Source organism: Microbacterium lemovicicum (assembly GCF_003991875.1).
GTDB lineage: Bacteria > Actinomycetota > Actinomycetes > Actinomycetales > Microbacteriaceae > Microbacterium > Microbacterium lemovicicum.
Genome location: NZ_CP031423.1, coordinates 3038360 through 3060757, shown reverse-complemented (window position 1 = coordinate 3060757; position 22398 = coordinate 3038360). Strand labels below are relative to the sequence as shown.

Genomic DNA, 22398 nt, shown 5'->3' with positions numbered 1-22398 from the left:
GGATTCAGGAGGCGGTGGCCGTGCGGATGGCCTCGTCGACGCGGGCGAGCACGTGCGGCGGGGTGAACATGAGGGCGGCCGCCACCGGGCGACCCGACCCCCACAGCGTGTCCGCGCGCACGGCGTCGACACGGTCGGGGGCGACCTCGGCGAGTGTCGCGAACAGCGCGTCGTAGGCGCGGCGGTCGTCGATCACGTCGGCGAGCGAGGCGTCGAGGCCGTCGAGGGCCGGACGCTGCGCCTCCGGCTCCGTGGCGAACCGCCACTCGTGACGGCCCGAGCCGACGTGCTGCGCGGGCTGCATCGGAAGGTCGACCTCTGCGGTGGTGTTGGCCGGGACGGTCGCGCGGACGACGACCGTGTCGCCGTCGCGCTCCCACGCGACCGACGCCTCGCCGTACGGCGTGAGGTGGCGTGCCGATGCGGAGGTCAGGCCGGACAGGGGCCGCGGCGCGATGCGCAGCGCGCGGTAGCCCGGTGCCGCCGGTGCGAGACCGGCCACGGTGCGGTGCAGCCAGTCGGCCACGGCGCCCAGCGCGTAGTGGTTGAACGAGGTCATCTCGCCCGGATTCACCGAGCCGTCGGGCAGGAGCGAGTCCCACCGCTCCCACACCGTCGTCGCGCCCATGGTGACCGGGTACAGCCACGAGGGGCACTCGGTCTGCATGAGCAGCCGCTCGGCGGCGGCCAGATGCCCGCCCTTCGCGAGGGCGTCGGTGACGAGGGGCGTGCCGACGAAGCCGGTGCCGATGCGGTAGCCGCCTTCCCGCACGCGCGACGACAGCCGCGCGGCGAGGCGGGCGCGCACCTCGGGGTCGCGCACGAGGTCGAACTCCAGCGCGAGCGCGTAGGCGGTCGGGGCGTCGCTCATCATGCGGCCCGCCGGTGTCACGTACTCCGCGACGAAGGCCTTCCGCGACCGCTCGGCGAGCGCGCCGTAGCGCTCCGCGTCGTCGTCGCGCCCGAGCAGCGCGGCCGCGTCGGCGACGATCCGCAGCGACCGGGCGAGGTACGCCGTCGCGACGATGTCGCCGTCGACCTTGGCCTGGCCGGGCTTGTCGGGCGGCGCCGCCGGGTCCAGCCAGTCCCCCAGCTGCATCGAGCCCGCCCAGAGACCGGAGTCCCCGGCCTCGGAGACGACCAGGTCGACCCACGAGGTCATGCTCGGATACTGCGCCTCGACCACGCCGAGGTCGCCGAACCGCTCGTACAGCACCGAGGGCACCACGGTCGCGGCATCCCCCCAGGCGGCCGTCGCCCCCAGCGCCCCGAAGCCCGGCAGCGCGGCCGGCACGACGAGCGTCACGTCGCCCCCGCGCCGCCCCTGCTCGAGCGCCAGGTCGCGCAGCCACGACGTCAGGAACCCGTCGCAGTCGTAGAGGAACGAGGCGGTGGGCGAGAAGACCTGCAGGTCGCCGGTCCACCCGAGCCGCTCGTCGCGCTGGGGACAGTCGGTCGGGATCGACAGGAAGTTGCCCCGCATGCCCCACAGCACGTTGTCGTGCAGGCGCGACAGGAGGGGGTCGGATGACTCGAACCACCCGGTGCGCGTCATGTCGGTGTGCAGCACGACGGCCTCGACGTCGGCGGGGTCGAACGTTCCCGGCCAGCCGTCGATGGCGGCGTAGCGGAAGCCGTAGAAGCTGAAGCGCGACTCCAGCACCTCCTCGCCGGTGGCCGCGAGATCGAAGGTCGCCGTTGCTGCGGCGTTGCGGAGCGGACGGATGCTGAGCTCGCCGTCCTCCAGCACCTCGGCGTGACGCGCCGTGAGCCGGGTGCCTGCCGGGCCGGTCACCCGGATCCGGAGGCGTCCCACCAGGTTCTGACCGAAGTCGAGGATGGTCGCTCCCGAGGGCGCGGTCGTGACGGCGACGACGGGGAGGGTCTGGATGCGGCGGACGGGAGGGGCGACGCGCGCCTCGGGCACGGGCACGTCGTCATAGTCCGGCCGGGCGTCGGGTCCGACGCGCACCGGGCTCCAGCCCTCGGTGGCGCCGCCGGGCGCCGACCAGCCGGGCAGCGTCCTCCGGAGGTCCTGGTGCTCGCCCGGGTAGATGCCGCTGTCGACGACGGGGCCGTCGCCGGTCGCGGTCCACCCGGCGCCGGTCGCGGCGATCGTCTCGACGGCGCCGTCATCGAACGTGACGCGCAGCTGCGCGAGGAACGACGGCTGGTCGCCGTACACGCGGTCGGTGAAGGTGAAGAAGCCGTACTTCTCGGTGTACCAGGCGCCGGCGACGGTCGCGCCGAGCACGTTGTCGCCCTGCCGGACGAGCCGGGTCACGTCGACGGTCTCGTGGACGAGCCGGTCGCGGTAGGCGGTCCAGCCCGGGGCCAGCACGTCCTCCGCGACGGCCTCGCCGTTGAGTTCGGGCTCGGCGACGCCGAGCGCGGTCCACAGCAGCAGCGCCGAGCGCACCGGACGGTCGAGACGGAACGACGTCCGCACCAGCGCCGGCTGCGCGGACCGCTCGGGGTCGGCCAGCCCGATGGGCTCGGCGACCCATTCGCCGTCGGCGAGGAAACCGGCCGCCACCCGCCGCGGCGCACTCCAGGCGGTCTGCGCACCAGAGGTCGCGACCGCGCGCACCGTGACGTCGCGCTCTTCGCCGGCGGCGAGGGGGGCGAAGGGCCAGGCGACCAGCACGCTGTCCGGGCCGTCGATCGTGACGGTGTCCCGCCCGTCCGAGAGCTCGGCCGACGCCTGGATCCAGCCGTCCGCCGCATCCTCGACGGTCCACGTGAGGCGCGGGGTCGGCGTCGCGACGAACGCGGTGTCGGCCCGCAGCTCGGCCCGCAGCATCCCGATGGCTGCGGTCTTCGTCGTCTCGGTCATTCGTCGTCTCCTTCGGCGGTCCAGCTGTCCACGATGATCTCGCCGCTCACGGCGTACACGCCGATCACCCGGCCGGTGAACGACTCGGTCGTCTCGGACGACAGGAAGCGTCCGTCGACCTCGCCGAGCTCGACGCGCTCGCCCCCTGCCGTCACGGCGAGGGTGATCACGTCGCTCGTGCGGGGGAAGCCGCCGGATGCCGCGGGCGGCCGCGAGACGAGGTGCAGCTCGATGCGGCCCCCGGTGTAGGGCGTGCTCCACTCCTGCACGATGCCCGACAGCGCGGCACGGGCCGTGACCGCACCGTCGCCGGCCTCGATCTCGACATGGAAGCGCTCGTCGTAGCGCACGGCGAGTCCGCCCACGCCCGCGGAGGCGTCCAGCCCGACGGTGACGGCACAGCGAAGGTGCTCCTGGCGGCGGCCGACGAACACGGGGCGCGCGTCATCGAGCGTTGCACCCGTGCCCTGCAGCACGAGCGCGCCCGGCCGCGAGCCGAGGTCGGCGTGGTCGATCGGGAGGGAGCGGACGGCGATCCACTCGCCGTCCAGAGGTGCGTCGAAAGCGATGACCGTGCGGGTGCCTGGGCGCGGATTCCACAGCACCGGGTCGATGGCGGGCCAGCCGTCGGACTCCCATCGAACGGGGGTGACGAAGGTCTCGCGGCCGAGGGCGGAGAAGGCGCGGGTCATGCTGCGGGGTCGCACGCCCAGCAGCACGCAGAGCCAGTCGCCGTCGGGGCCGATCACGAGGTCGCCGTGGCCGGTGTTCTGCACCGGGCGGATCGTGGAGCGGGCCGAGACCAGCGGGTTCTGCGGTGCGGTCTCGAACGGCCCCTCGGGGGAGTCGCCGCGGGCGATGGAGATGCCGTGGCCGCGTTCGGTGCCGCCCTCGGCGATCATCAGATACCAGCGGCCGTCGACCGCGTAGAGGTGGGGCGCCTCGGGGAACTGCCCGCCGGTGCCCGACCAGACCGAGCGCGGCTCCTCGAGGGCGCGGTGCGCGTCGAGGTCGACCCGCACCTGCTGGATGCCGAGGTGGGAGCCGATGCCCTCGCCGCTGAGGATGAGTCCGGAGAACGTGATGTAGACCGTGCCGTCCTCGTCCCACGCGATGTCGGGATCGATGCCGTCGAGTGACGCGGAGCCGTCGGCCTTGAGCAGCAGGTCGCCGTCGCTCCAGGGACCGGATGCCTCCGTGGCGGTGAAGTGCAGCATCCCGCGCCCCATCGCGTCGGTGATGACGAGGTGGAACACGCCGTCGCGGTGGCGGAGGGTGGGCGCCCACGCACCGCCTGCGGTCGGCACGTCCTCGACGGCCAGCTGGCCGGGTCGGGTGGCGACGTGGCCGATGAGCTCCCACGTCTCGAAGTCGGTCGAGCGGTGGATCGGGATGCCGGGCAGGTATTCGAACGTCGAGGTCGCGAGGAAGAACTCGTCCCCCACGCGCACGACCGAGGGGTCGGGGTGGAAGCCGCTGACGAGCGGGTTGTACAGGGTGGTCATGAGGAGCCTCGATCGGAGCGGGAGGATGGATGCGCGGCGCGCGGGTGTGGTTCGGATGCGGCGCGCGAGGGTCAGGGGCCGAAGATGCGGCCGATCTCCACCGCGAGGGCGAGCGCGCGGGGGTCGGCGCCTCCCGGCCACGGGCCGCGGGCGATCGTGTAGGCGAACGTCACGCCCGTGTCGGGGTCGACGCAGGCGAGGGCGCCGGCGGCGCCGTCGTGCCCGAACGCCCGCGGGCCGCCGAAGTGCAGCGCCGGCGTCGGCTTCTGGAAGACGATCGAGTGTGCGCGGTGGGGCTGACCGAGCACCTCGTCGTAGCCGCTGACCTGCTGCAGGCCGACGACCTCGACGGTGTCGGGCGACAGCACGGGCGCGGCGCCGTCGACACCCGTCACCATCGCCGCGAACAGGCGCGCGAGACCCCGTGCCGAGCCCGTCCCCGACGCGCCGGCGTGGCCGAAGCGCCAGCTGCGCTCGTCGTTGGCGACGTCGAGCTCCGGACCGGGGGACGACCAGACCAGCGGCATCAGGAGCGAGGTGTGGCGCGGCGCGGAATCGATCTCGGGCCGGACCATCGGCAGCACGGGCACGCGGCGGGCGTCCTCGGACTCCGGGAGGCCGAGGTAGAAGTCCACCGCGTGCGGGCGGCGGATCTCCTCCTCGTAGAAGGCCTGGAGCGTGCGGCCGGTGATGCGGAAGACGAGCTCCGCGCCGAGGTTGCCGATGGTGAGCGCGTGGTAGCCGAAGGAGCTGCCGGGCTGCCACAGCGGACGGCTCGCCGCGAGCCGGTCGGCGGCCGCGTGCGCGTCGAGCAGCTCGGCCCACGTGAGGGCGGGCGTCGCCTGCGGCAGGCCGGCCTGGTGAGACAGCAGCTGCCGCACCGTCACGGACTGCTTGTCCTTCGCGGCGAACTCCGGCCAGTACTGCGCGACGGGCGCGTCGAGATCGACGAGCCCGCGCTCGAGCAGCAGCGCGATCGACAGGCCGAGCGTGTTCTTGCTGACCGAGTACGGCACCATCAGCGAGTCCCGGCCCAGGTGTGGGCCCGTCCAGACGTCCAGCACCGGCCGTCCGCCGGCGAAGGCGGCCACCTGAACGGAGTAGTCGGGGTCCGCCGCGGCGAATCCCTCGATCTCCGCGACGACCGCGGCGAGGCGGTCGTCGGCGAAGCCGTCGACGTGGGCGGTCAGGGCATCGGACATGGGGGACCTTCCGGGGGATCGAGGGGTGGTGCGCTCAGCACCGGCGGCGTCGGCGTCGGCGTCGGCGTCGGCCGGTCATCAGTCGCCGATGCTCCACTCCATCGTGAGCGGAAGATCGGCCACGGAGGCTCCGGCGCGCAGGGTGAAGGCGCCGCCCTCGACCTGCCAGCCGTCGCTCCAGTGCGCGAACCGCCGCGCGGGCAGCGGGATCGTCGCGGTGACGGTCTGGCCCGCCTCCGCCCGGACGGTCGCGAAGCCGACCAGCCAGCGGACCGGCCGCTCGACCGTCGAGTCCGCCCGCTCGGCGTAGACCTGCACGACCTGCTTGCCGGCGCGCGCGCCGGTGTTGGCGAGCGTCACGTCGAGCGCATCGCCGTCGCGCTGCACGGCTCCCCACGACCACGTCGTGTAGCCGAGGCCGTGGCCGAACGGGAAGGCGGGGGCGGCGTCGGCGCGCAGCCAGGCGCGGTAGCCGATGTGGATGCCCTCGGTGTACGCCAGCACGCCGTCCTGCGGTGCGACGTCGGTGACGGGCACGTCCGCGAGCGCGGCGGGCCAGGTCGTGGGCAGGCGTCCGCCGGGCTCGGCGGCGCCGGTCAGCACCGCCGCGACGGCGGAGCCGAACTCCTGGCCGCCGAAGTAGCCCTGCACGACGGCGGCGACCTCGCCGGCCCACGGCAGCACCACGGGCGAGCCCGCGTTGACCACGACGATCGTCGGGGTTCCGGTGGCGGCGACGGCGCGCACGAGGTCGTCCTGGCGGCCGGGGAGGTCGAGGTCGACGCGGTCGTAGCCCTCGGACTCGACCTTCGAGTTCGTGCCGACGACGACAACGGCGACGTCGGCGGATGCCGCGGCCGCCGCCGCGCGCGCGATCAGCTCGTCGGGGTCGGTCGTCTCCGGGGCGATGCCGAGCGTGACGCTGAGCGCCCCGGCCAGGGGCCCGCCCGAGGAAAGGGCGAACTCTGCGCGGAGGCGCAGCGGCCGGCCGGCCTCGGCCCGCACGGCGGCGGTCGACGACGGCGGATTGAGGAAGGCGGCGCCCAGGTCGGTGCCCTCGATCAGCGGGGTCTCGGCGAGCACCTCGACACCATCGATGGACACCCGACCGGGGTTGGCGCCGGCGAAGCCGAGCTGGATCTCGCCGGTCTCGGCGGGCGTGTAGACCGTCTCGAGCACCACGGAGGAGCTCGCCGCGATCGGGGCATCGCCGCCGAACCACACCAGCGCCGTGGAGCGGCGGTCTTCCGTGAAGAGCTCCAACCCGTCCGCGTCGAAGAACGAGACCCGCAGTCCGGGCTCGCCGGTCACGGTGTTCTGCAGCTGCTCGAGGGGCAGCTCCGCGACGCCCTCCTGCACGACGGCGCCGATCTCGTACGAGACGGCGGCATCGGGCAGCGCGGTGCGCAGCCCCTCCAGGGGCGACACGACGTGCTCGGGCAGCACCGTCGCGCTGCCGCCGCCCTGTGTGCGGGCCTCGAGTGCGTTGTGGCCGATCACCGCGACGGAGCGCAGAGCCGCCGCATCCAGCGGGAGGGTGCCGTCGTTGGTGAGCAGCACGGTGCCCTCGACGGCGGCCTCGCGGGTGAAGGCGACGCCGTCGACGGGGGCGGGCTCGATGCCGGGCGCGCCCTCGAGCGCGCCGACGCGCTCGGCGAGGAGCAGCATCCGGAGCACCTTGCGGTCGAGGTCCGCCTCGGAGACCCGTCCGTCCTCCACCGCGGCGACGAGGTCGGCCCACGCGGGCGCCGGCCCGGGCATGGCGAGGTCCTGCGACGCGGCGACCGCGTCGAGGGAGCGCACCGCGGTCCAGTCGCTGACGACGACGCCGTCGAAGCCCCACTCGGAGTTCAGGGGCGTCTCGAGCAGGTCGTTCTCGGTCATGGTGACGCCGTCGACCGAGTTGTACGCGCTCATCACCGACCAGGTGCCGGCCTCCACGGCGCGCTCGAACGGCGCCAGGTAGAGCTCGCGCAGGGCGCGCTCGTCGACCCGGACGTCGACGGTGAAACGGTCGGTCTCGGAGTCGTTCGCGACGTAGTGCTTCGGCGTCGCGGCGACGCCGTTGTCCTGCAGGCCGCGCACGTAGGCGGCGCCGAGCTCGGCCGTCAGCTCGGGGTCTTCGCTGAAGCACTCGAAGTGCCGGCCGCCGAGCGGCGAGCGGTGCAGGTTGATGGTGGGTCCGAGCACGACGTCCACGCCCTTGCGACGGGCTTCGGATGCCGCGGCAGCACCGTAGCGGTAGGCGAGGTCGATGTCCCACGACGCCGCGAGGGCAGACCCCGACGGCAGGTTCAGCGACGGCTCGCGCTCGTCCCACCGGGGGCCGCGCACGCCGGCCGGGCCGTCGGACAGGGTCATCGACCGCACGCCGATCTCGGGGAGCGGCACGGTCGCCCAGAAGTCTGCGCCCTGCACGAAGGCGGCCTTCTGCGCGAGGGTCAGCTGGGCGAGGAGGGGGAGGAGATGAGACGTCGCGTCGCTCGTGGCGACGGTCGATTCGGTGGTCACGGTGGTCCTTCCGGGGACGATGAGCGTCGGTGCGCCGGGGGCGCACCGTGAAGCGAGGGGATCAGGCGGCGTCGACGGACGTCGCGGCGCCGTCGGCCTGGGCGGCCAGCAGCGCCCGGCGCGCGGCGCGCCGTTCAGCCTGGTCGTCGGGGTCGGGCACGGGGGCGGCCAGGAACAGCCGCTGGGTGTAGGGGTGCTCGGGGCGGGCCGTCACCTGGTCTCCGTCGCCGGTCTCCACGAGCTCGCCGCGGTACATCACCGCGACGCGGTGGCTGATGTGCCGGACGACGGCGAGGTCGTGCGAGATGAAGAGGTAGGCGACGCCGGTGCGCTCCTGGATCTCGATGAAGAGGTCGAGCACCCGGGCCTGGGTCGACAGGTCGAGCGCCGAGACCGGCTCGTCGCAGACGATGAGCTTCGGGTCGAGGGCGAGCGCCCGGGCGATGGCGACGCGCTGTCGCTGCCCGCCGGAGAACTCGCGCGGCAGCCGTCGCGCGGCATCCGCGGGAAGGCCCACCCGGTCGAGGAGGTCGCGCACGCGCGCCGAGGCGGTCTTGGCGGCGGTGCCGCGGGCGGTCAGCGGCTCGGCGAGGATCTGCTCGATCGTGAGCGAGGGGTTGAGTGAGGAGTACGGGTCCTGGAACACGACCTGGATCTCCGAGCTCAGCGTGCGCCGCTCCCGGCGGGAGAGGTGGCCGATCTCACGTCCGCCGTAGCGGATCGAGCCGCCGGTGACCGGTGCGAGGCCGAGGACAGCCCGGCCGAGCGTGGTCTTGCCCGATCCCGACTCGCCCACCAGGCCCACGGTCTCGCCGGGGCGGATGTCGAGCGAGACGCCCTTCAGCGCCTGGAACGGCTTGGCGCGGAAGCCCTTGCCGGGGTAGGCGACCTCGAGGTCGGTGATGTCGAGCAGCGGGTTCACGGGCGGACTCCTTCGGACGAGCCGGCCGGAGCCAGCGGACCGCGGGCGGGACCCTCGTCGAGGATCGCGTCCAGCAGCGACTGCGTGTACGGGTGGGAGGGCGAGCCGAGGATGGTGCGCACCGGCCCCTGCTCCACGAAGAGGCCCTGCTGCATGACCGTCACGCGGTCGCAGAGGTCGGACACGACGCCGAAGTTGTGCGTGACGAGCAGCATCGCCATCTGGCGCTCCCGCTGCAGGTCGCGGAGGAGATCGAGCACCTCGGCCTGCACCGTCACGTCGAGGGCGGTGGTGGGCTCGTCGGCGATGATCAGGTCGGGGTCGGTCGAGACCGCGCCGGCGATCAGCACGCGCTGCGCCATGCCACCGGAGACCTCGAACGGGTAGGCGTCGAAGGTGCGCTGCGGGTTCGGGATGCCGACCCGGTCGAGCAGCTCGAGCGAGCGTCTGCGGGCGTCGGCCTTGGACAGTCCGAGGTTCTTCACCAGCGGCTCGACCAGCTGCGAGCCGATCTTGAACGACGGGTCGAGGTTGCTCATCGGCTCCTGGGGGATGTAGCCGATGCGGCGCCCGCGGATGCCGGCGTAGGCCCGCTCCGACGCGTCGCCCAGCTGCGTGCCCTCGTAGTCGATCGTTCCGGCGGTGACGCGGCCGCCGCGCGGCAGCAGGCCGAGCACAGCGAAGGCGGTCTGCGTCTTGCCGGAGCCCGACTCGCCGATCAGCCCGTGGATCTCGCCCTTGCGGATGTCCATCGAGACGCCGTGGACGACCTCGACGTCGGGACCGGACTGCTGCTCGTAGCCGACCCGCAGATCACGGATGCTGAGCACCACGTCGTGCGAGGCCGGCGCGGTGGCCGCGTCATCCGGGTGCACGATCGTGTCGGTGATGACGGGCAGCTCCGCCGAGTCGGCCAGCGCGTCGAGGTCGCCGCCGGAGAGGCTCATCGAGGTGGTGACCGCGGCGATCGAGCCCGTGGCGGTGGTCACCGCGCGACGACGGCGGCGGCGGACCGTGGCGGTGCGCTCCAGCACGTCGCGCATGGCGTTGGCCAGCAGGATCAGCGCGATGAGGGTGATCGCGATCGCGAGCGACGGCCACACCATGAGCAGCGGCGCCTGGAAGATCTTCTGGAAGGCGTCGTTGAGCATGCCGCCCCAGGTGGGGACGCTGGCGTCCCCGATGCCGAGGAACTCCAAACCCGACTGGATCGCGATGGCGATGCCCAGGATGATCGCGGACTGGATGATGATGGGCGCCCGCACCACGGACAGGATGTGGCGGCCGATGATGCGCAGGTCGGACAGGCCCGCCACGCGGGCGGCGTCGACGTACAGCTCGCCGCGCACGCCGGTGACGGCGGCGTAGACGAGGCGGAAGAACGCCGGAGAGAGCAGGATGCCGAAGATGACCATCGACAGCCACACCGAGGGGCCGAGGACGGCGCGCGCGGCCAGCAGCACCACGATTCCCGGAAGGGCCATCGTCAGCGACGTCACCCAGGAGGAGACGGCGTCGAACCAGCCCTTGTAGTAGCCGGCGATGAGGCCGGCCGTGACGCCGATGATCGCGGCGGTGACGAGCGCCACGAGTGCTGCGGCGATCGTCACCTGCGTGGCGGCGAGCAGCCGGGACAGCACGTCGCGGCCGGCCGTGTCTGTGCCCAGCAGGTGCTCGGCGCTGGGTCCCTTGAGGATCAGCTGCAGCGACGCGAGGTTCGGATCGTACGGCGCGATCATCCCGCCGAAGACGGCGATCAGCGCGATGATGCCCAGCACGATGAGCGAGGCGAGGCCGATGGGCCGGCGCACCAGGCGTCGCATCAGCGAGACGCGCACGGGCGGCGTGGGAACGGTGGTCGGGACGTCGACGGCGGTCATGACAGTCGCACCTTCGGGTTGAGCGCGGCCTGCGCGAGGTCGATGAGGAGGTTCACCACGATGACGATCACGGCGAAGGCCACCACGACGCCCATGACGACGGGGATGTCGCCCTGGGTGGTGGCCGAGACGGTCAGCTGGCCCATGCCCGGCAGGGCGAAGATCGATTCGACGATGACGGCGCCGCCGAGGAGGCCGACGAACTGCACCGCGAGCACGGCGAGGGCCGGGCCGCCGGCGTTGCGCAGCACGTGCTTGTAGACGACGCTGCCCGAGGACAGTCCGCGGCTGCGCAGCGTGCGGACGTAGTCCCGGGAGAGGGCGTCGGACACCGAGCCGCGGATCTGCTGGGCCACCGCGGCGATCGCGCCGATGGAGAGGGCGATGATCGGCAGTGTCACGGAGGAGAGCCAGCCCGTGAAGCTCGTGGTGATCGGGATGTAGCCCGTCGCCTTGAACAGCTTCAGGTTGATGGCGAAGATCAGCACGAGGTAGAGCGCGATCAGGAAGCCGGGGATCGCGAAGCCGACGACGGAGATGAACTGCACGAGGGCGTCGACCCAGCCGCCGCGACGGGCGGCGAGGACGCCGAGCACGACGGCGATGATCGCCGACACCAGCGTCGCGCCGATCACGAGCGAGAGGCTCACCGCGAGACGGCCGGAGAGGCTGACGGAGACCAGCTGGCCGTTGAACCATGAGCGGCCGAAGTCGCCGGTGAGGGCCGAGGTGATCCAGTCGCCGTACTGCGCGAGCAGCGGGCGGTCGAGTCCGAGCTCCGACGTCTTCTGCGCCACCAGCTCGGCGGTCGCATTCTGTCCGAGGATGCGGCGGGCGATGTTGGCGCTGTCGAGGTAGAGGAGGCTGAACGCCACGATCGAGATGACGAGCAGCAGGATGACGCCCGAGAGCAGGCGGCGCGCGATGAAGACGAGCATTCTTCGCTCCGATGGGAAGAGGGTGGTGTCCGGTCCGCCCGCGGTGCGGGCGGACCGGACGTGGGCATTACTTGGGCTGGATGTCGTAGATCGCCGGGTAGGCGTTCGTCGGCACCATCTCGACGGTCGTGTTCGCGTCGACCGCGAAGGAACCCTGCACGCGGTAGAACGGCGCGAACCACGCCTGCTCGACGATGTACGTGTTCAGCTCCTTGGCCACCGACTTCTGGGTGGCCTCATCGCCGAACTGGATCTCCTTGATGTACTCGTCCACCTTCGGGTCCTCGGACTTGAAGGGGTTGAAGATGGCGGTCGGGGCGATCATGAACTGGATCAGCTGCCAGTCCGGGTTCTGCTCCAGCGCGAAGTACGAGGCGGGGAACTTCGGTGCGAGCAGGTCGGCGATGAAGTTCTGACCGGGCTCGGTGTACTCGGCGGTGATGCCGATGTCGGCGAGCTGCTGGGAGATCAGCGTGTAGGTGCTGGTGCCCAGGAGCGGCGACGACGGCATCGACAGCGTGAAGCCGTCGGCGTAGCCGGCCTCGGCCAGCAGCTCCTTGGCCTTCTCGGGGTCGTACGTGTAGTAGCTGTCGAGCTCGGGGTCGTAGGCGTCGGAGGTCGCCGGAAAGACCTGAGTGGTGACCGTTCCGAGACCGTTCTGCAGGCCCGCGAGCAGACCCTCGCGGTCGAAGGCGTAGTTGAGCGCCTGGCGCACGCGGACGTCGGCCAGTGCGGGCGCCTGCGTGCCGTTGCGGTCGAGCAGCAGCATCCCCTGGAAGTCCAGCTCGTTCGACGCGACGGTCCATCCGGCGCCCTCGACCTCGGCGATGCCGTCGTTGGTCGAGAGACGGACGCCGTTGGCCTCGCCGGCCTTGATGGCGTTGAGCGCGGCCGTCGGGTCCTGGAGGACGTTGATGACGAGCTTGTCGTAGTGCTGCACGTCGGGGTTCCAGTAGTCGGGGTTCTTCGTGTAGGTGTAGCTCGTGCCCGTCACGGTCGCGGCGGTGTCGAGGATGTAGGGCCCGGAGCCGACGGGGGTCGTGGCCACGTCGGGGCTGTCGAGAGACGCCTCGGCGCCGACGAGCCCGGGGTCGCGGGTGAGGTAGTTCAGCATCGCCGGGTTCGGGGCGTCCATGGTGATGACCACCGTGGTGTCGTCGGGAGCCTCGAAGCTCGTCACACCCGCGAAGTAGCTCGCGTCGGGCGAGGTGCCGGCCTTGAAGCGCTCGAGATTCTTCACCACGACCGCGCCGGTCAGCTTGGTGCCGTCCGAGAAGGTGACGTCATCGCGCAGCGTGAGCGTCAGCACGGTGTTGTCGTCGTTGTACGAGTACTCGCTCGCCAGCCAGGGCTCGATGGTGCCCTCGGGCGTCGCGAGCAGGAGCGTGTCGAAGACGGCCTGGTAGAAGGGGGAGCGGTTGCCCCACTCCGAGCCGGCCGGGTCGAGGGTGGTCGGTGCGGTGATCGCGCCGAGGGTGAGCGTGCCGCCCGAACCCTCGCCGCCGCCGCTGCCGGAATCGCCGCCGGCACAGCCGGTGAGAGCGAGAGCGGTGATCGCGAGGGCGGCTGCTGTGGCCTTCCAACGGAACATCCTTGGTCCCTTCATCGGGGCGATACCCCAACGGATCGCCTCTGACGGGAGAACGTAACAGCAAATCCGAACTGTCGCTAGGTTTTCGTTCAAAAAACCTAGCGATCGCTCGCATTTCGTTATAGAACTGTCTCGAGGACCCGACGCGGGCTGCCGACGGAGGCAGCGGTGCGGGATGAGGTGACACGATGACGGACACCATCGGCGCGGTCGGGCGAACCCGGGGGACGTACGCCAAGACCGCAGCGAAGCGCATCGCGATCCTGGATGCCGCGCTGGAGGTGTTCGCCGAGTCGGGGTACCGCGCGGGCTCCCTCCGCGAGGTCGCCACGCGCGTCGGGATGAGCGAGGCCGGCCTGCTGCACCACTTCGCCAACAAGGGCGTGCTCCTCCAGGCGGTGCTCGATCACCGCGACGAGCGCTCCCGCGCGGTGGTGGACTTCGACCACGAGGACGGCCGCGTCGGCCTCCGCGGACTCATCTCCCTCGCCCTCTACAACCAGTCGATCCCCGGTGTCGTGGAGCTGTACTGCACCCTCTCGGCCGAGGCGACGGCGCCGGCGCACCCGGCCCACGCCTACTTCGTCAACCGCTACGCGTACGTGCGCCGCTCCGTCGGAGAGACCTTCACCCGGCTCCGCGAGGCGGGTCGCCTCCGCGCCGACGTCGATCCGGCGCGCGCCGCCATCGCGACGGTCGCCTTCATGGACGGTCTGCAGGTGCAGTGGCTGCTCGATCGTGACGCGGTGGACATGGCCCGCGAGCTGGCGGGCCTGTTCGACTCGATGGTCGACTTCGGTGAGGGCGAGAGTGCGATGACCGGCGTCGTCGTCATCCAGCGCGAGGAGGAGGCGGCATGATCCGCACCTCGTTCGACGCCGGCTGGACGGTCGGCCCCAAGCGCGGCACGTTCGAGGCGCCCGTCGCCGGTGATCGCCGCGCGGTGCTGCTGCCCCATGACGCGCTCCGCGATCTGCCGCGCTCGCCCGACAGCGACCAGGGCGTGCACGCCGGCTACTACCCCGGGGGCGTGTTCGAGTACGCCAAGACGTTCGCGGTACCCGAGGAGTGGCGCACGCGCACGGTCCTGCTCGAGTTCGAGGGCGTCTATCGCGACGCGGTCGTCAAGATCAACGGAGACTTCGCGGCGCACGAGCCCAACGGGTACGCGACGTTCGTCGTCCGCGCCGACGCCTTCCTCCGCTTCGGCCAGGACAACGCCGTCACCGTCGAGGCGCGCGCCCACAAGGACTCCCGCTGGTACGCCGGGGCCGGCATCCATCGGCCCGTCCACCTGATCGTGGCCGACCCGGTGCACCTCGCTGTCGACGGCGTGCGCGTGACCACGCCCGACGTCGACGCGGAGCGCGCGGTCGTCGCCGTCTCGGCGACCCTCGAGAACGGCACCCGGCACACGGCCCTCACGCGCGTGCGCTGGCGCGTCGCGTCGCCGGACGGAACGACCGTCGCGGACGGCTCGGCGCCCGTCACGGTGCTGCCGGGCGAGCCCGCCACCGCCCGCGCCCGTCTCCGCGTGCGCGGGCCGCGGCTGTGGGGGACCGGCGATCCCGCCCTGTACGTGCTCCACACGACGGTGGAGGATGCCGCGGGCGCGGTCGTCGACGAGGACACGACGTCGTTCGGCATCCGCACCCTCCAGCTCGACGCCGCCCGGGGGCTCCGGATCAACGGCGAGACGGTGAAGCTCCGCGGCGCGTGCGTGCACGCCGACAACGGCCCGCTGGGCGCGGCCGCGGTCGATGCGGCTGAGGACCGCCGCATCCGGCTCCTCAAGGCGGCCGGCTTCAACGCGATCCGCAGCGCTCACAACCCGATCAGCCGCGCGCTGCTCGATGCCTGCGACCGCCACGGCGTGCTCGTGATGGACGAGCTGACCGACGTGTGGACCTCGGCGAAGACCACGTTCGACTCCTCGCTGACGTTCCCGGAGCGCTGGCGCGACGACGTGGCGGCGATGGTCCGCAAGGACGTCAACCACCCCAGCGTCATCCTGTACTCGATCGGCAACGAGATCCTCGAGCTCGCCACCCCGCTCGGGTCCGCCTGGAGCCGCCGCATCGCCGAGGCGGTGCGCGAGGACGACCCGACGCGCTTCGTCACCAACGGGATCAACGGCATCATCGCCAACCTCGGTCACCTGGCCGAGGCGATGGCGGAGGCCGCGGCATCCGATCCGAATACGATGATGGCCGGCATGGGCGAGCAGATGGCGCGGATGAACGCGTCCGACCTCGTGACCGCGTCGACCGAGGAGTCGGCCTCCGTGCTCGACGTCGTCGGCTTCAACTACGCCGACTCCCGCTACGCGCTGGACGCCGAGCTGTTCCCCGAGCGCATCATCGTCGGCTCCGAGACGTTCCCCTCGAAGATCGAGGTGATGTGGCAGCTCGTGGAGGAGTGGGACCACGTCATCGGCGACTTCACCTGGACGGGCTGGGACTACATCGGCGAGGCCGGCATCGGCCGCGTCGACTACACCGACGTCGAGGGCTACGAGCCCACCGGCACGGCCGGGCCGTACCCGTACGTGCTCGCCGAGAGCGGCGACCTCGACATCACCGGCCACCGCCGCACCGTGTCGTACTACCGCGAGATCGTGTTCGGCCTCCGCTCCGATCCGTGGATCGCGGTGCACCGTCCGCAGCATCACGGCCGTCCGACCGCGACGACGCCCTGGTCGTGGGATGACACCGTCGCCTCGTGGAGCTGGGGCGTCCGCGCCGGGTCGCCGGTCGCGGTGGACGTGTACGCCGACGCCGACGAGGTCGAGCTGCTCCTCGACGGCGCCTCGCTCGGAACGGCGGCGGTGGGCGCGGCGCCGTACGGCGCAGCGCCGGGCAAGGCATTCGTCGCCCGGTTCGCGACGGTGTACCGGCCGGGAGAGCTCGTGGCCGTCGCCCGGCGCGACGGCGCCGAGGTCGGCCGCACGGCGCTGCGGACGGCGGCGGGGGAGATCGCGCTCGTGGCCCGGGTGGACCGCGACCTCCTGGTGGACGGCTCGGCGGATGCCGCGTTCGTCGAGATCACGCTGGAGGATGCCGCGGGCACCGTGCCGTGCGACGTCGACCGTCTCGTCACCGTGACCGTCGAGGGAGCCGGCACCCTCGGAGGGCTCGCCACCGGCCGGGCACGCACCGAGGAGCCGTTCGGCGGACCCTCCGTCACGACCTCCGACGGACGTGCACTCGCCGTCATCCGGCCGGACGGCGCGGGCACCGTCACGGTGACCGTTCGGGCCGAGGGATGCCGCGACGCCCGGGTGGTGCTCGAGGTCGCCTAGGCTCGCTCGAATGGAGCGCAACTGGGCCGGAACGCACGAGTACACCGCACCGTGGATCCTCCCCGTGGCGGATGAGGACGACGTGCGGCACGCCGTGCGCGAGGCCGAGCGCCGCGTGCACGCCCTGGGCACCCGGCACTCCTTCACCGACCTTCCCGACACCGACGGCACGCTGCTCGACCTCGCGGGCCTGACCGGCGGATTCCTGCTCGACGAGGGCGCCGGCACGGTCACGGTCGCCGCCGGCACGCGCTACGGCGTGCTCGCGGAGTTCCTCGAGTCCAACGGCTACGCCCTGCACAACCTCGGCTCGCTGCCGCACATCTCCGTCGGCGGGGCGACCGCGACGGCCACGCACGGCTCGGGCGACGGCAACGGCGTCCTGACGACCGCGGTCCGCGGCATCCGCTGGATCGACGCGTCGGGCGAGGTGCGCGAGACGCGCGAGGGCGACCCCGACTTCCCGGCGCTCGCCGTCGGCCTCGGCGCGTTCGGGATCGTCGTGGCGGTGACGCTGGCGGTGCAGCCGACCTTCCGCGCCCGCCAGGACATCTACGTCGGGGTCACGTGGGATGCCGCGCTCGCCGACCTCGACGCCGTCACCGGGGCCGGCTACAGCGTCTCCGTCTTCACCCTCTGGAACGAGGAGTCGGTGGGCTTCGTGTGGGTCAAGACCCGCGTGGAGTCCGGTGATGCGGATGTGCCCGACACCCTGCTGGACGGCCGCCGCGACCATGAGGCCGCCCCGCTCGGCACGGCGGGCAACGTCACCGAGGTGCGCGGGGTCCCCGGGCCGTGGCTGCAGCGCCTGCCCCACTTCCGGCTGGACGCCGTGCCGTCGTTCGGCGACGAGATCCAGAGCGAGTACTTCATCGCGCGCGAGGACGCCCCGGCCGCCCTGCGGGCGATGGTCGCGCTCGGCGAGCGGATCCGTCCCGTCCTCATCGTCAGCGAGCTGCGCACCGCCGCGGCCGACGAGCTGTGGCTGAGCGGCGCCTACCGGCGCGACATGCTCGCCATCCACTTCACCTTCGTCAACGACCCGGCCGGTGTCCGCGCGGTGCTGCCGGCGATCGAAGCCGCGCTCGCCCCGTACGCGGCGCGTCCGCACTGGGCCAAGCTGCACACCTTCGACGCCGAGCGGATCGCCCGCGTGCACCCGCGCCTCGCCGACGCCCGCGAGGTCTATGAGCGCCTCGACCCGGAGGGCCGCTTCTCCAACGCGCACCTCGAGCGCGTCGGGGTGCGCCGGGCGCGCTGACGGTCCGCCGCCGTCGCACGGCGATCAGCCCGCGCGGCGCCCTGCCGGCTGCGGATCCTTCGACGGCAGCGGCACCGGGGTCGCCTCGGCGATCTCGTCGCTGAACTCCTCGGGCGGAATGACGCCGATCGGACGCGTCTCGTCGATGGTGAGGCGGAAGCGCCGGGTCTCGTGCCGGTGCAGGCGACCGGATGCCGCGACCCACGTCAGTCCGATGATGCAGGCCAGCGCGCCGGCCGCCGCGCCCACCTGGATCGCCGCGCGGGGTCCGAACTCGGTGGCCACCCATCCCGCGATGGGCGCCCCGATGGGCGTCGCGCCCATGATGACGGCCATGTAGAGCGCGAGCACGCGGCCCCGGAGCGCCGGGTCGGTGGTGGTCTGCACGTAGCCGTTCGCCGTCGTCAGCATCGTGACGGTGCAGAATCCGACGAGCACCAGCGTGACGGCATACAGCGCGTAGAGGGGCATGAACGACGACAGCAGCGAGACGGCTCCGAAGCCGCCGGCGGCCCAGACGACGACGCGCATGCGGGCGCGGTCGCGGCGGGCGGACAGCAGCGCGCCGACGAGCGAGCCGATGGCCAGCACGGAGCTCAGCAGCCCGTAGCCGTCGGCGTCGCGCCCGAACTCGATCGCCATCGTGGAGGCGAAGATCGGGAAGTTCATGCCGAAGGCGCCGAGCAGGAACACCATCGAGAAGATGACGAGCAGGTCGGGGCGTCCGCGCACGTAGCGGAAGCCGTCGGCGAGGCGCGCCGCGCCCGCCGAGCGCACCCGCGGCACGAGCTCGCGCGTGCGGATGAGCGCCAGCGCCACGAGCATCGCGAGGAACGTGCCGGCGTTGGCCAGGAACATCCAGCCGGTGCCGATCAGCACGATGAGCACGCCGCCGACGGCGGGGCCGATGAGGCGGGCCATGTTGAACGAGGCCGAGTTGAGCGCGACGGCGTTGGAGGCGTCGTCGCGGCCGACCACGTCCGACACGAAGGCCTGGCGGGCGGGGGCGTCGAAGGCGTTGACCATGCCGAACCCGAGGGCGAAGAGCCACATGAGGGGGAGCGTCATGACGTGCGTGAGCAGCAGCACGCCGACGGCGACGGCGAGGAGCAGCAGTGCGGACTGCGTGACCATCAGCAGCCTGCGCCGGTCGAACCGGTCGGCGACCCAGCCCGTCACGCCCACCAGCAGCAGGGGCGGGCCGAACTGCAGCGCCATCGTCACGCCCATCGCCGTCGCGTCGTGATTCGTCAGCTCGGTGAGCACGACCCAGTCCTGGGCCGTGGCCTGCATCCAGCCGCCGATGTTCGACACGAGGGCGCCGAGCGTCCACACGCGGAAGTTGAACACCCGCAGCGAGCGGAACATGCTGCTCATCCGTCGGCCACCCCTCGCATGATGGCGGCGGCCTCCGCGAGCACGGCGCGCTCGGCATCCGTCAGCTGCTGCAGCGCCGCCTCGAGCCACGCGTCGCGGCGGCGCACGGTCTCCGCGACGACCTCCCGGCCGGCATCCGTCACGACGATGTTCACCTTGCGGCGGTCGTTCTCGTCGGACGAGCGGGTGAGGTAGCCGAGCTCCTCGAGGCAGTTGACGGTGCGGTTCATCGAGGGGGCCGTGACCCGCTCGCGCTCCGCCAGCTCGCCGAGCGTGTGCAGGCCGTGCACTTTGAGGGCGACCAGCACGGCGAACTGCCCGTCGCTCATCGTGTCGACGGCCCGCTGGCTGCGCAGACGCCGCGCGAGGCGGAAGGTCGCCATGCGCAGATCGGATGCCGCGCCGCTGAGCTCGCCGGTGGTGTCGGGTGCTTCAGGGGTGTCGGTCGTGGCGCTCACGGTTACTTAGCATAGCTCATTAGTCATGCTAAGGGGTTGTCGGAGCACCGTCCCGCTCGCGCGCCTCCTCCTCGCGGCGGCCGCCGCGCGAGGGTCCGAGCGACAGCGACGCGACGAGGCCGAGGGTGAGGAAGCCCGCGGCGGTGAAGGCGCCGAGGCGCGTGCCCTCCGAGAAGGCGGCCTTCGCGTCGTCCGCGATCGCCGCGGTGTCCGGCGACTGCTCGAGGCCCGCGATCGCGCCGCCGGCGCTGTCGACCACCGCCGAGACCACCTGGTCGCGCTGCTCAGGCGGGAGTCCGCGGTCATCGAGCTTCGCCCCGAGGATGCCGGCGGTGCTGGTGAACAGCACGGTGCCGAGGATCGCGACGCCGAGCGCGGAGCCGATCTGCCGGGCGGTGGACTGCGTGCCCGAGCCCTGGCCGCTCTCGGCGACGGGCACGTCGGCGAGCACGACACCCGTCAGCTGGGCGGTCGCGAGTCCGACCCCGAAGCCGTAGACGAACAGGCAGGGGATGAGCCATCCCCACCCGATGCCGGCCCCGACGATGTAGCCCACGCCGGCGACGCCGATGATCTCGGCCACGAGCCCGACCCGCACGACGGCGACCGGCGAGATGCGCCCGGTCGTCGCACCCGCCGCGCCGCTCGCGACGAAGGAGCCGATCGCGAGCGCCAGCAGTGCGAAGCCGGTCTGCAGCGCCGAGAAGCCCTGCACGAACTGCAGCCACAGCGGAAGCGACAGGATGATGCCGAACTCGCCGAGCGAGACGACGAGCGCGGCGATGTTGCCGTTGCGGAACGACGGGATGCGGAACAGCCCCGACGCGATGAGGGTCGTCCTGCCGAGCCGGCTGCGATGCCGCGCCCACAGCACGAAGGCCGCGACGCCCACGACCGCGATCGCGAACGAGATCGGCACGGGCGAGAGGGCGAACGGCCACGTCCAGTCGCCGACGGCCGGGGCCTTCTCGGTGGTCCACCACCCGTAGGTGCGACCTTCGATGAGGCCGAAGACGAGGGTCGCGCTGGAGACGACCGCGAGGGCCGCGCCGACGCCATCGATGCGTCCGGGGCGATCGGCCTTCGACTCGCCGACGCACAGCAGCACGCCGACGATGATCAGTATGCCGAGCGGGATGTTGATCGCGAAGGCCCAGCGCCACGAGAAGTCCGTAGTCAGCCAGCCGCCCAGGAGCGGCCCGACGGCGGCCATGCCGCCGATGGTCGATCCCCAGACGGCGAAGGCGATGCCGCGCTCCTTGCCGCGGAAGGTGGCGTTGATGAGCGACAGCGTGGTGGGCAGCACCATCGCGCCGCCGACGCCCTGCACGAGGCGGGCCAGGATGAGCAGTCCGCCGGTGGGGGCGAAGGCGGCGGCGACCGAGGATACCGCGAACAGCACCACGCCGAGGATGAGCAGGCGCCGACGGCCGAAGCGGTCGGCGAGGCTGCCGAAGACCAGGAGGAACGCCGCGAAGACGAGCGTGTACGCCTCCTGGACCCACTGCACCTCGGTGGAGGTGATGCCCAGGTCGTCCACGATGGCGGGGATGGCGACGTTGACGATCGTCGAATCCACGATGATGAGCGACACGGCGATGCTGATGAACACCAGGCCCGCCCAGCGACGGCGGGTGAAGATGTCGCTCACGGTCTCGTGCATGAGATTTACCTAGCTTTTCTAGCGATCTGTGGTCGCCGATACGTTAGCACGTCTCCGCGTGGGCGGCGATAGGCTCCGGACATGCCCGAGTACATCGACGCGCACGGCGTCACGATCGTCTACGACCGGCACCCCGCCACGGGCGCCGCAGGCGACGGGGAGGCCCGCGGAGTCGTGCAGCTCCTGCACGGCGTCGGGGAGCACGCGGGCAGGTACGCGCGCACGATCGCCGCCCTCACCGGCGCCGGGTTCGTCGTCTACGCCGACGACCACCGCGGGCACGGACGCACCGGCATGACGCAGCACGGTGACGCCCTCCGCCTCGGACGTCTCGGGCCCGGCGGTCATCGGGCGGCCGTCGCGGCCCTGTGGCAGTTCACACGGCTCATCCGCGACGAGAATCCGAACCTGCCGCTCGTGCTCCTCGGGCACTCCTGGGGGTCGTTCCTCGCGCAGATCCTGCTGAACGACCACCCCGACGCCTACGACGCGGTGGTGCTGACCGGCTCCGCGCTGCGCTGGCCGGGGTCGCTGAATCATCGCCCGCTGAACGCGCCGTGGGCGGGTCCCGAGGCGACCGGCCTCGAGTGGCTGTCGACCGACCCCGCCGTGGCGGCGGATTTCGCCGCCGACCCGCTCACGATCGACGTGCCGCTGGCTCAGCTCTTCGGCGCCGCCGAGACGCTGCGCCTCATCGGCCGACCGCGCAGAGACCTCGGCCGCGACATCCCGGTGCTGCTGATGGTCGGCCGCGACGACACGGTGGGCGGTCCGCGCAGCGTGCACCGGCTGGCGGATGCGTACCGCCGCCGATCAGGACTCACGGATGTCACGACGCTCGTCTATCCCGACGCCCGGCACGAGATCTTCAACGAGGGCGTGCAGGACGAGGTGCGGGCCGACCTCCTCGCGTGGCTCGACGCCCGCATCCCCGTGCGGCAGCGGCCGTAGGC

At 72.2% G+C, this 22398-nt stretch carries 15 protein-coding genes; 4 read left to right on the top strand and 11 right to left on the bottom strand.

Annotation, left to right across the window (positions count from 1 at the left end; genetic code table 11):
- Window positions 1-4: 4 nt before the first annotated feature.
- The 8 genes from CVS47_RS14315 to CVS47_RS14280 all read right to left on the bottom strand — a co-directional run bounded on the left by CVS47_RS14315 (window position 5) and on the right by CVS47_RS14280 (window position 13385).
- On the bottom strand, window positions 5-2836 hold the full coding sequence (locus CVS47_RS14315) for an alpha-L-rhamnosidase (protein ID WP_127096688.1): 2832 nt from the start codon (window positions 2834-2836) through the stop codon (window positions 5-7).
- Window positions 2833-4341, bottom strand: coding sequence for a glycoside hydrolase family 43 protein (locus CVS47_RS14310; protein WP_127096687.1), 1509 nt, complete (start codon window positions 4339-4341; stop codon window positions 2833-2835). The genes CVS47_RS14315 and CVS47_RS14310 overlap by 4 nt, the downstream gene beginning before the upstream one ends.
- Before the next feature lie 71 nt (window positions 4342-4412).
- Window positions 4413-5543, bottom strand: coding sequence for a serine hydrolase domain-containing protein (locus CVS47_RS14305; RefSeq protein WP_127096686.1), 1131 nt, complete (start codon window positions 5541-5543; stop codon window positions 4413-4415).
- A gap of 78 nt (window positions 5544-5621) precedes the next feature.
- Window positions 5622-8054: a glycoside hydrolase family 3 protein gene (locus CVS47_RS14300; protein ID WP_241240172.1), complete on the bottom strand. Its 2433-nt coding sequence runs from the start codon at window positions 8052-8054 to the stop codon at window positions 5622-5624.
- A gap of 61 nt (window positions 8055-8115) precedes the next feature.
- On the bottom strand, window positions 8116-8976 hold the full coding sequence (locus CVS47_RS14295; protein ID WP_127096685.1) for an ATP-binding cassette domain-containing protein: 861 nt from the start codon (window positions 8974-8976) through the stop codon (window positions 8116-8118).
- Window positions 8973-10856, bottom strand: a complete 1884-nt coding sequence (locus CVS47_RS14290) for a dipeptide/oligopeptide/nickel ABC transporter permease/ATP-binding protein (RefSeq protein WP_127096684.1) — start codon at window positions 10854-10856, stop codon at window positions 8973-8975. The genes CVS47_RS14295 and CVS47_RS14290 overlap by 4 nt, the downstream gene beginning before the upstream one ends.
- The gene (locus tag CVS47_RS14285) at window positions 10853-11794 is read right to left on the bottom strand and encodes an ABC transporter permease (protein ID WP_127096683.1); all 942 of its coding nucleotides are present in this window, start codon (window positions 11792-11794) and stop codon (window positions 10853-10855) included. The genes CVS47_RS14290 and CVS47_RS14285 overlap by 4 nt, the downstream gene beginning before the upstream one ends.
- 67 nt (window positions 11795-11861) lie before the next feature.
- Window positions 11862-13385 (bottom strand): ABC transporter substrate-binding protein, encoded by a 1524-nt coding sequence (locus CVS47_RS14280; RefSeq protein WP_127096682.1) that lies wholly within the window; start codon window positions 13383-13385, stop codon window positions 11862-11864.
- A 188-nt stretch (window positions 13386-13573) separates the two neighbouring features.
- Here CVS47_RS14280 and CVS47_RS14275 point away from each other — a divergent pair, with 188 nt between their 5' ends.
- The 3 genes from CVS47_RS14275 to CVS47_RS14265 are packed head-to-tail and all read left to right on the top strand — an operon-like array spanning window position 13574 to window position 17947.
- The gene (locus CVS47_RS14275; protein ID WP_127096681.1) at window positions 13574-14245 is read left to right on the top strand and encodes a TetR/AcrR family transcriptional regulator; all 672 of its coding nucleotides are present in this window, start codon (window positions 13574-13576) and stop codon (window positions 14243-14245) included.
- Window positions 14242-16686, top strand: a complete 2445-nt coding sequence (locus CVS47_RS14270) for a glycoside hydrolase family 2 TIM barrel-domain containing protein (protein WP_127096680.1) — start codon at window positions 14242-14244, stop codon at window positions 16684-16686. The genes CVS47_RS14275 and CVS47_RS14270 overlap by 4 nt, the downstream gene beginning before the upstream one ends.
- Window positions 16687-16696: 10 nt before the next feature.
- On the top strand, window positions 16697-17947 hold the full coding sequence (locus tag CVS47_RS14265; RefSeq protein WP_127096679.1) for an FAD-binding protein: 1251 nt from the start codon (window positions 16697-16699) through the stop codon (window positions 17945-17947).
- Between the two features lie 24 nt (window positions 17948-17971).
- Here the strand turns inward: CVS47_RS14265 and CVS47_RS14260 are convergent, their stop codons facing one another.
- From CVS47_RS14260 to CVS47_RS14250, 3 genes are all read right to left on the bottom strand, one after another.
- Window positions 17972-19315 carry an MFS transporter gene (locus CVS47_RS14260; protein ID WP_127097394.1) on the bottom strand — a complete coding sequence of 448 codons (1344 nt, stop codon included), beginning with the start codon at window positions 19313-19315 and terminating at the stop codon, window positions 17972-17974.
- 5 nt (window positions 19316-19320) lie between these two features.
- A complete protein-coding gene (locus CVS47_RS14255) occupies window positions 19321-19707 on the bottom strand; it encodes a MarR family winged helix-turn-helix transcriptional regulator (RefSeq protein WP_127097393.1) in 387 nt (128 codons plus the stop codon).
- Window positions 19708-19810: 103 nt separating this feature from the next.
- Window positions 19811-21445 carry an MFS transporter gene (locus CVS47_RS14250; RefSeq protein ID WP_206502652.1) on the bottom strand — a complete coding sequence of 545 codons (1635 nt, stop codon included), beginning with the start codon at window positions 21443-21445 and terminating at the stop codon, window positions 19811-19813.
- An 81-nt stretch (window positions 21446-21526) separates the two neighbouring features.
- Between CVS47_RS14250 and CVS47_RS14245 the strand changes: the two genes are divergently transcribed.
- Entirely contained in the window at window positions 21527-22396 is an 870-nt protein-coding gene (locus CVS47_RS14245) for an alpha/beta fold hydrolase (protein WP_127096678.1), read from the top strand.
- Window positions 22397-22398 lie beyond the last annotated feature (2 nt).

Coding starts and splice junctions, on each gene's coding strand:
- CVS47_RS14315 (WP_127096688.1), bottom strand. CDS start 2,836: ATGACCGAGACGACGAAGACCGCAGCCATCGGGATGCTGCGGGCCGAG.
- CVS47_RS14310 (WP_127096687.1), bottom strand. CDS start 4,341: ATGACCACCCTGTACAACCCGCTCGTCAGCGGCTTCCACCCCGACCCC.
- CVS47_RS14305 (WP_127096686.1), bottom strand. CDS start 5,543: ATGTCCGATGCCCTGACCGCCCACGTCGACGGCTTCGCCGACGACCGC.
- CVS47_RS14290 (WP_127096684.1), bottom strand. CDS start 10,856: ATGACCGCCGTCGACGTCCCGACCACCGTTCCCACGCCGCCCGTGCGC.
- CVS47_RS14285 (WP_127096683.1), bottom strand. CDS start 11,794: ATGCTCGTCTTCATCGCGCGCCGCCTGCTCTCGGGCGTCATCCTGCTG.
- CVS47_RS14280 (WP_127096682.1), bottom strand. CDS start 13,385: ATGTTCCGTTGGAAGGCCACAGCAGCCGCCCTCGCGATCACCGCTCTC.
- CVS47_RS14275 (WP_127096681.1), top strand. CDS start 13,574: ATGACGGACACCATCGGCGCGGTCGGGCGAACCCGGGGGACGTACGCC.
- CVS47_RS14270 (WP_127096680.1), top strand. CDS start 14,242: ATGATCCGCACCTCGTTCGACGCCGGCTGGACGGTCGGCCCCAAGCGC.
- CVS47_RS14265 (WP_127096679.1), top strand. CDS start 16,697: ATGGAGCGCAACTGGGCCGGAACGCACGAGTACACCGCACCGTGGATC.
- CVS47_RS14260 (WP_127097394.1), bottom strand. CDS start 19,315: ATGTTCCGCTCGCTGCGGGTGTTCAACTTCCGCGTGTGGACGCTCGGC.
- CVS47_RS14255 (WP_127097393.1), bottom strand. CDS start 19,707: ATGGCGACCTTCCGCCTCGCGCGGCGTCTGCGCAGCCAGCGGGCCGTC.
- CVS47_RS14250 (WP_206502652.1), bottom strand. CDS start 21,445: ATGCACGAGACCGTGAGCGACATCTTCACCCGCCGTCGCTGGGCGGGC.
- CVS47_RS14245 (WP_127096678.1), top strand. CDS start 21,527: ATGCCCGAGTACATCGACGCGCACGGCGTCACGATCGTCTACGACCGG.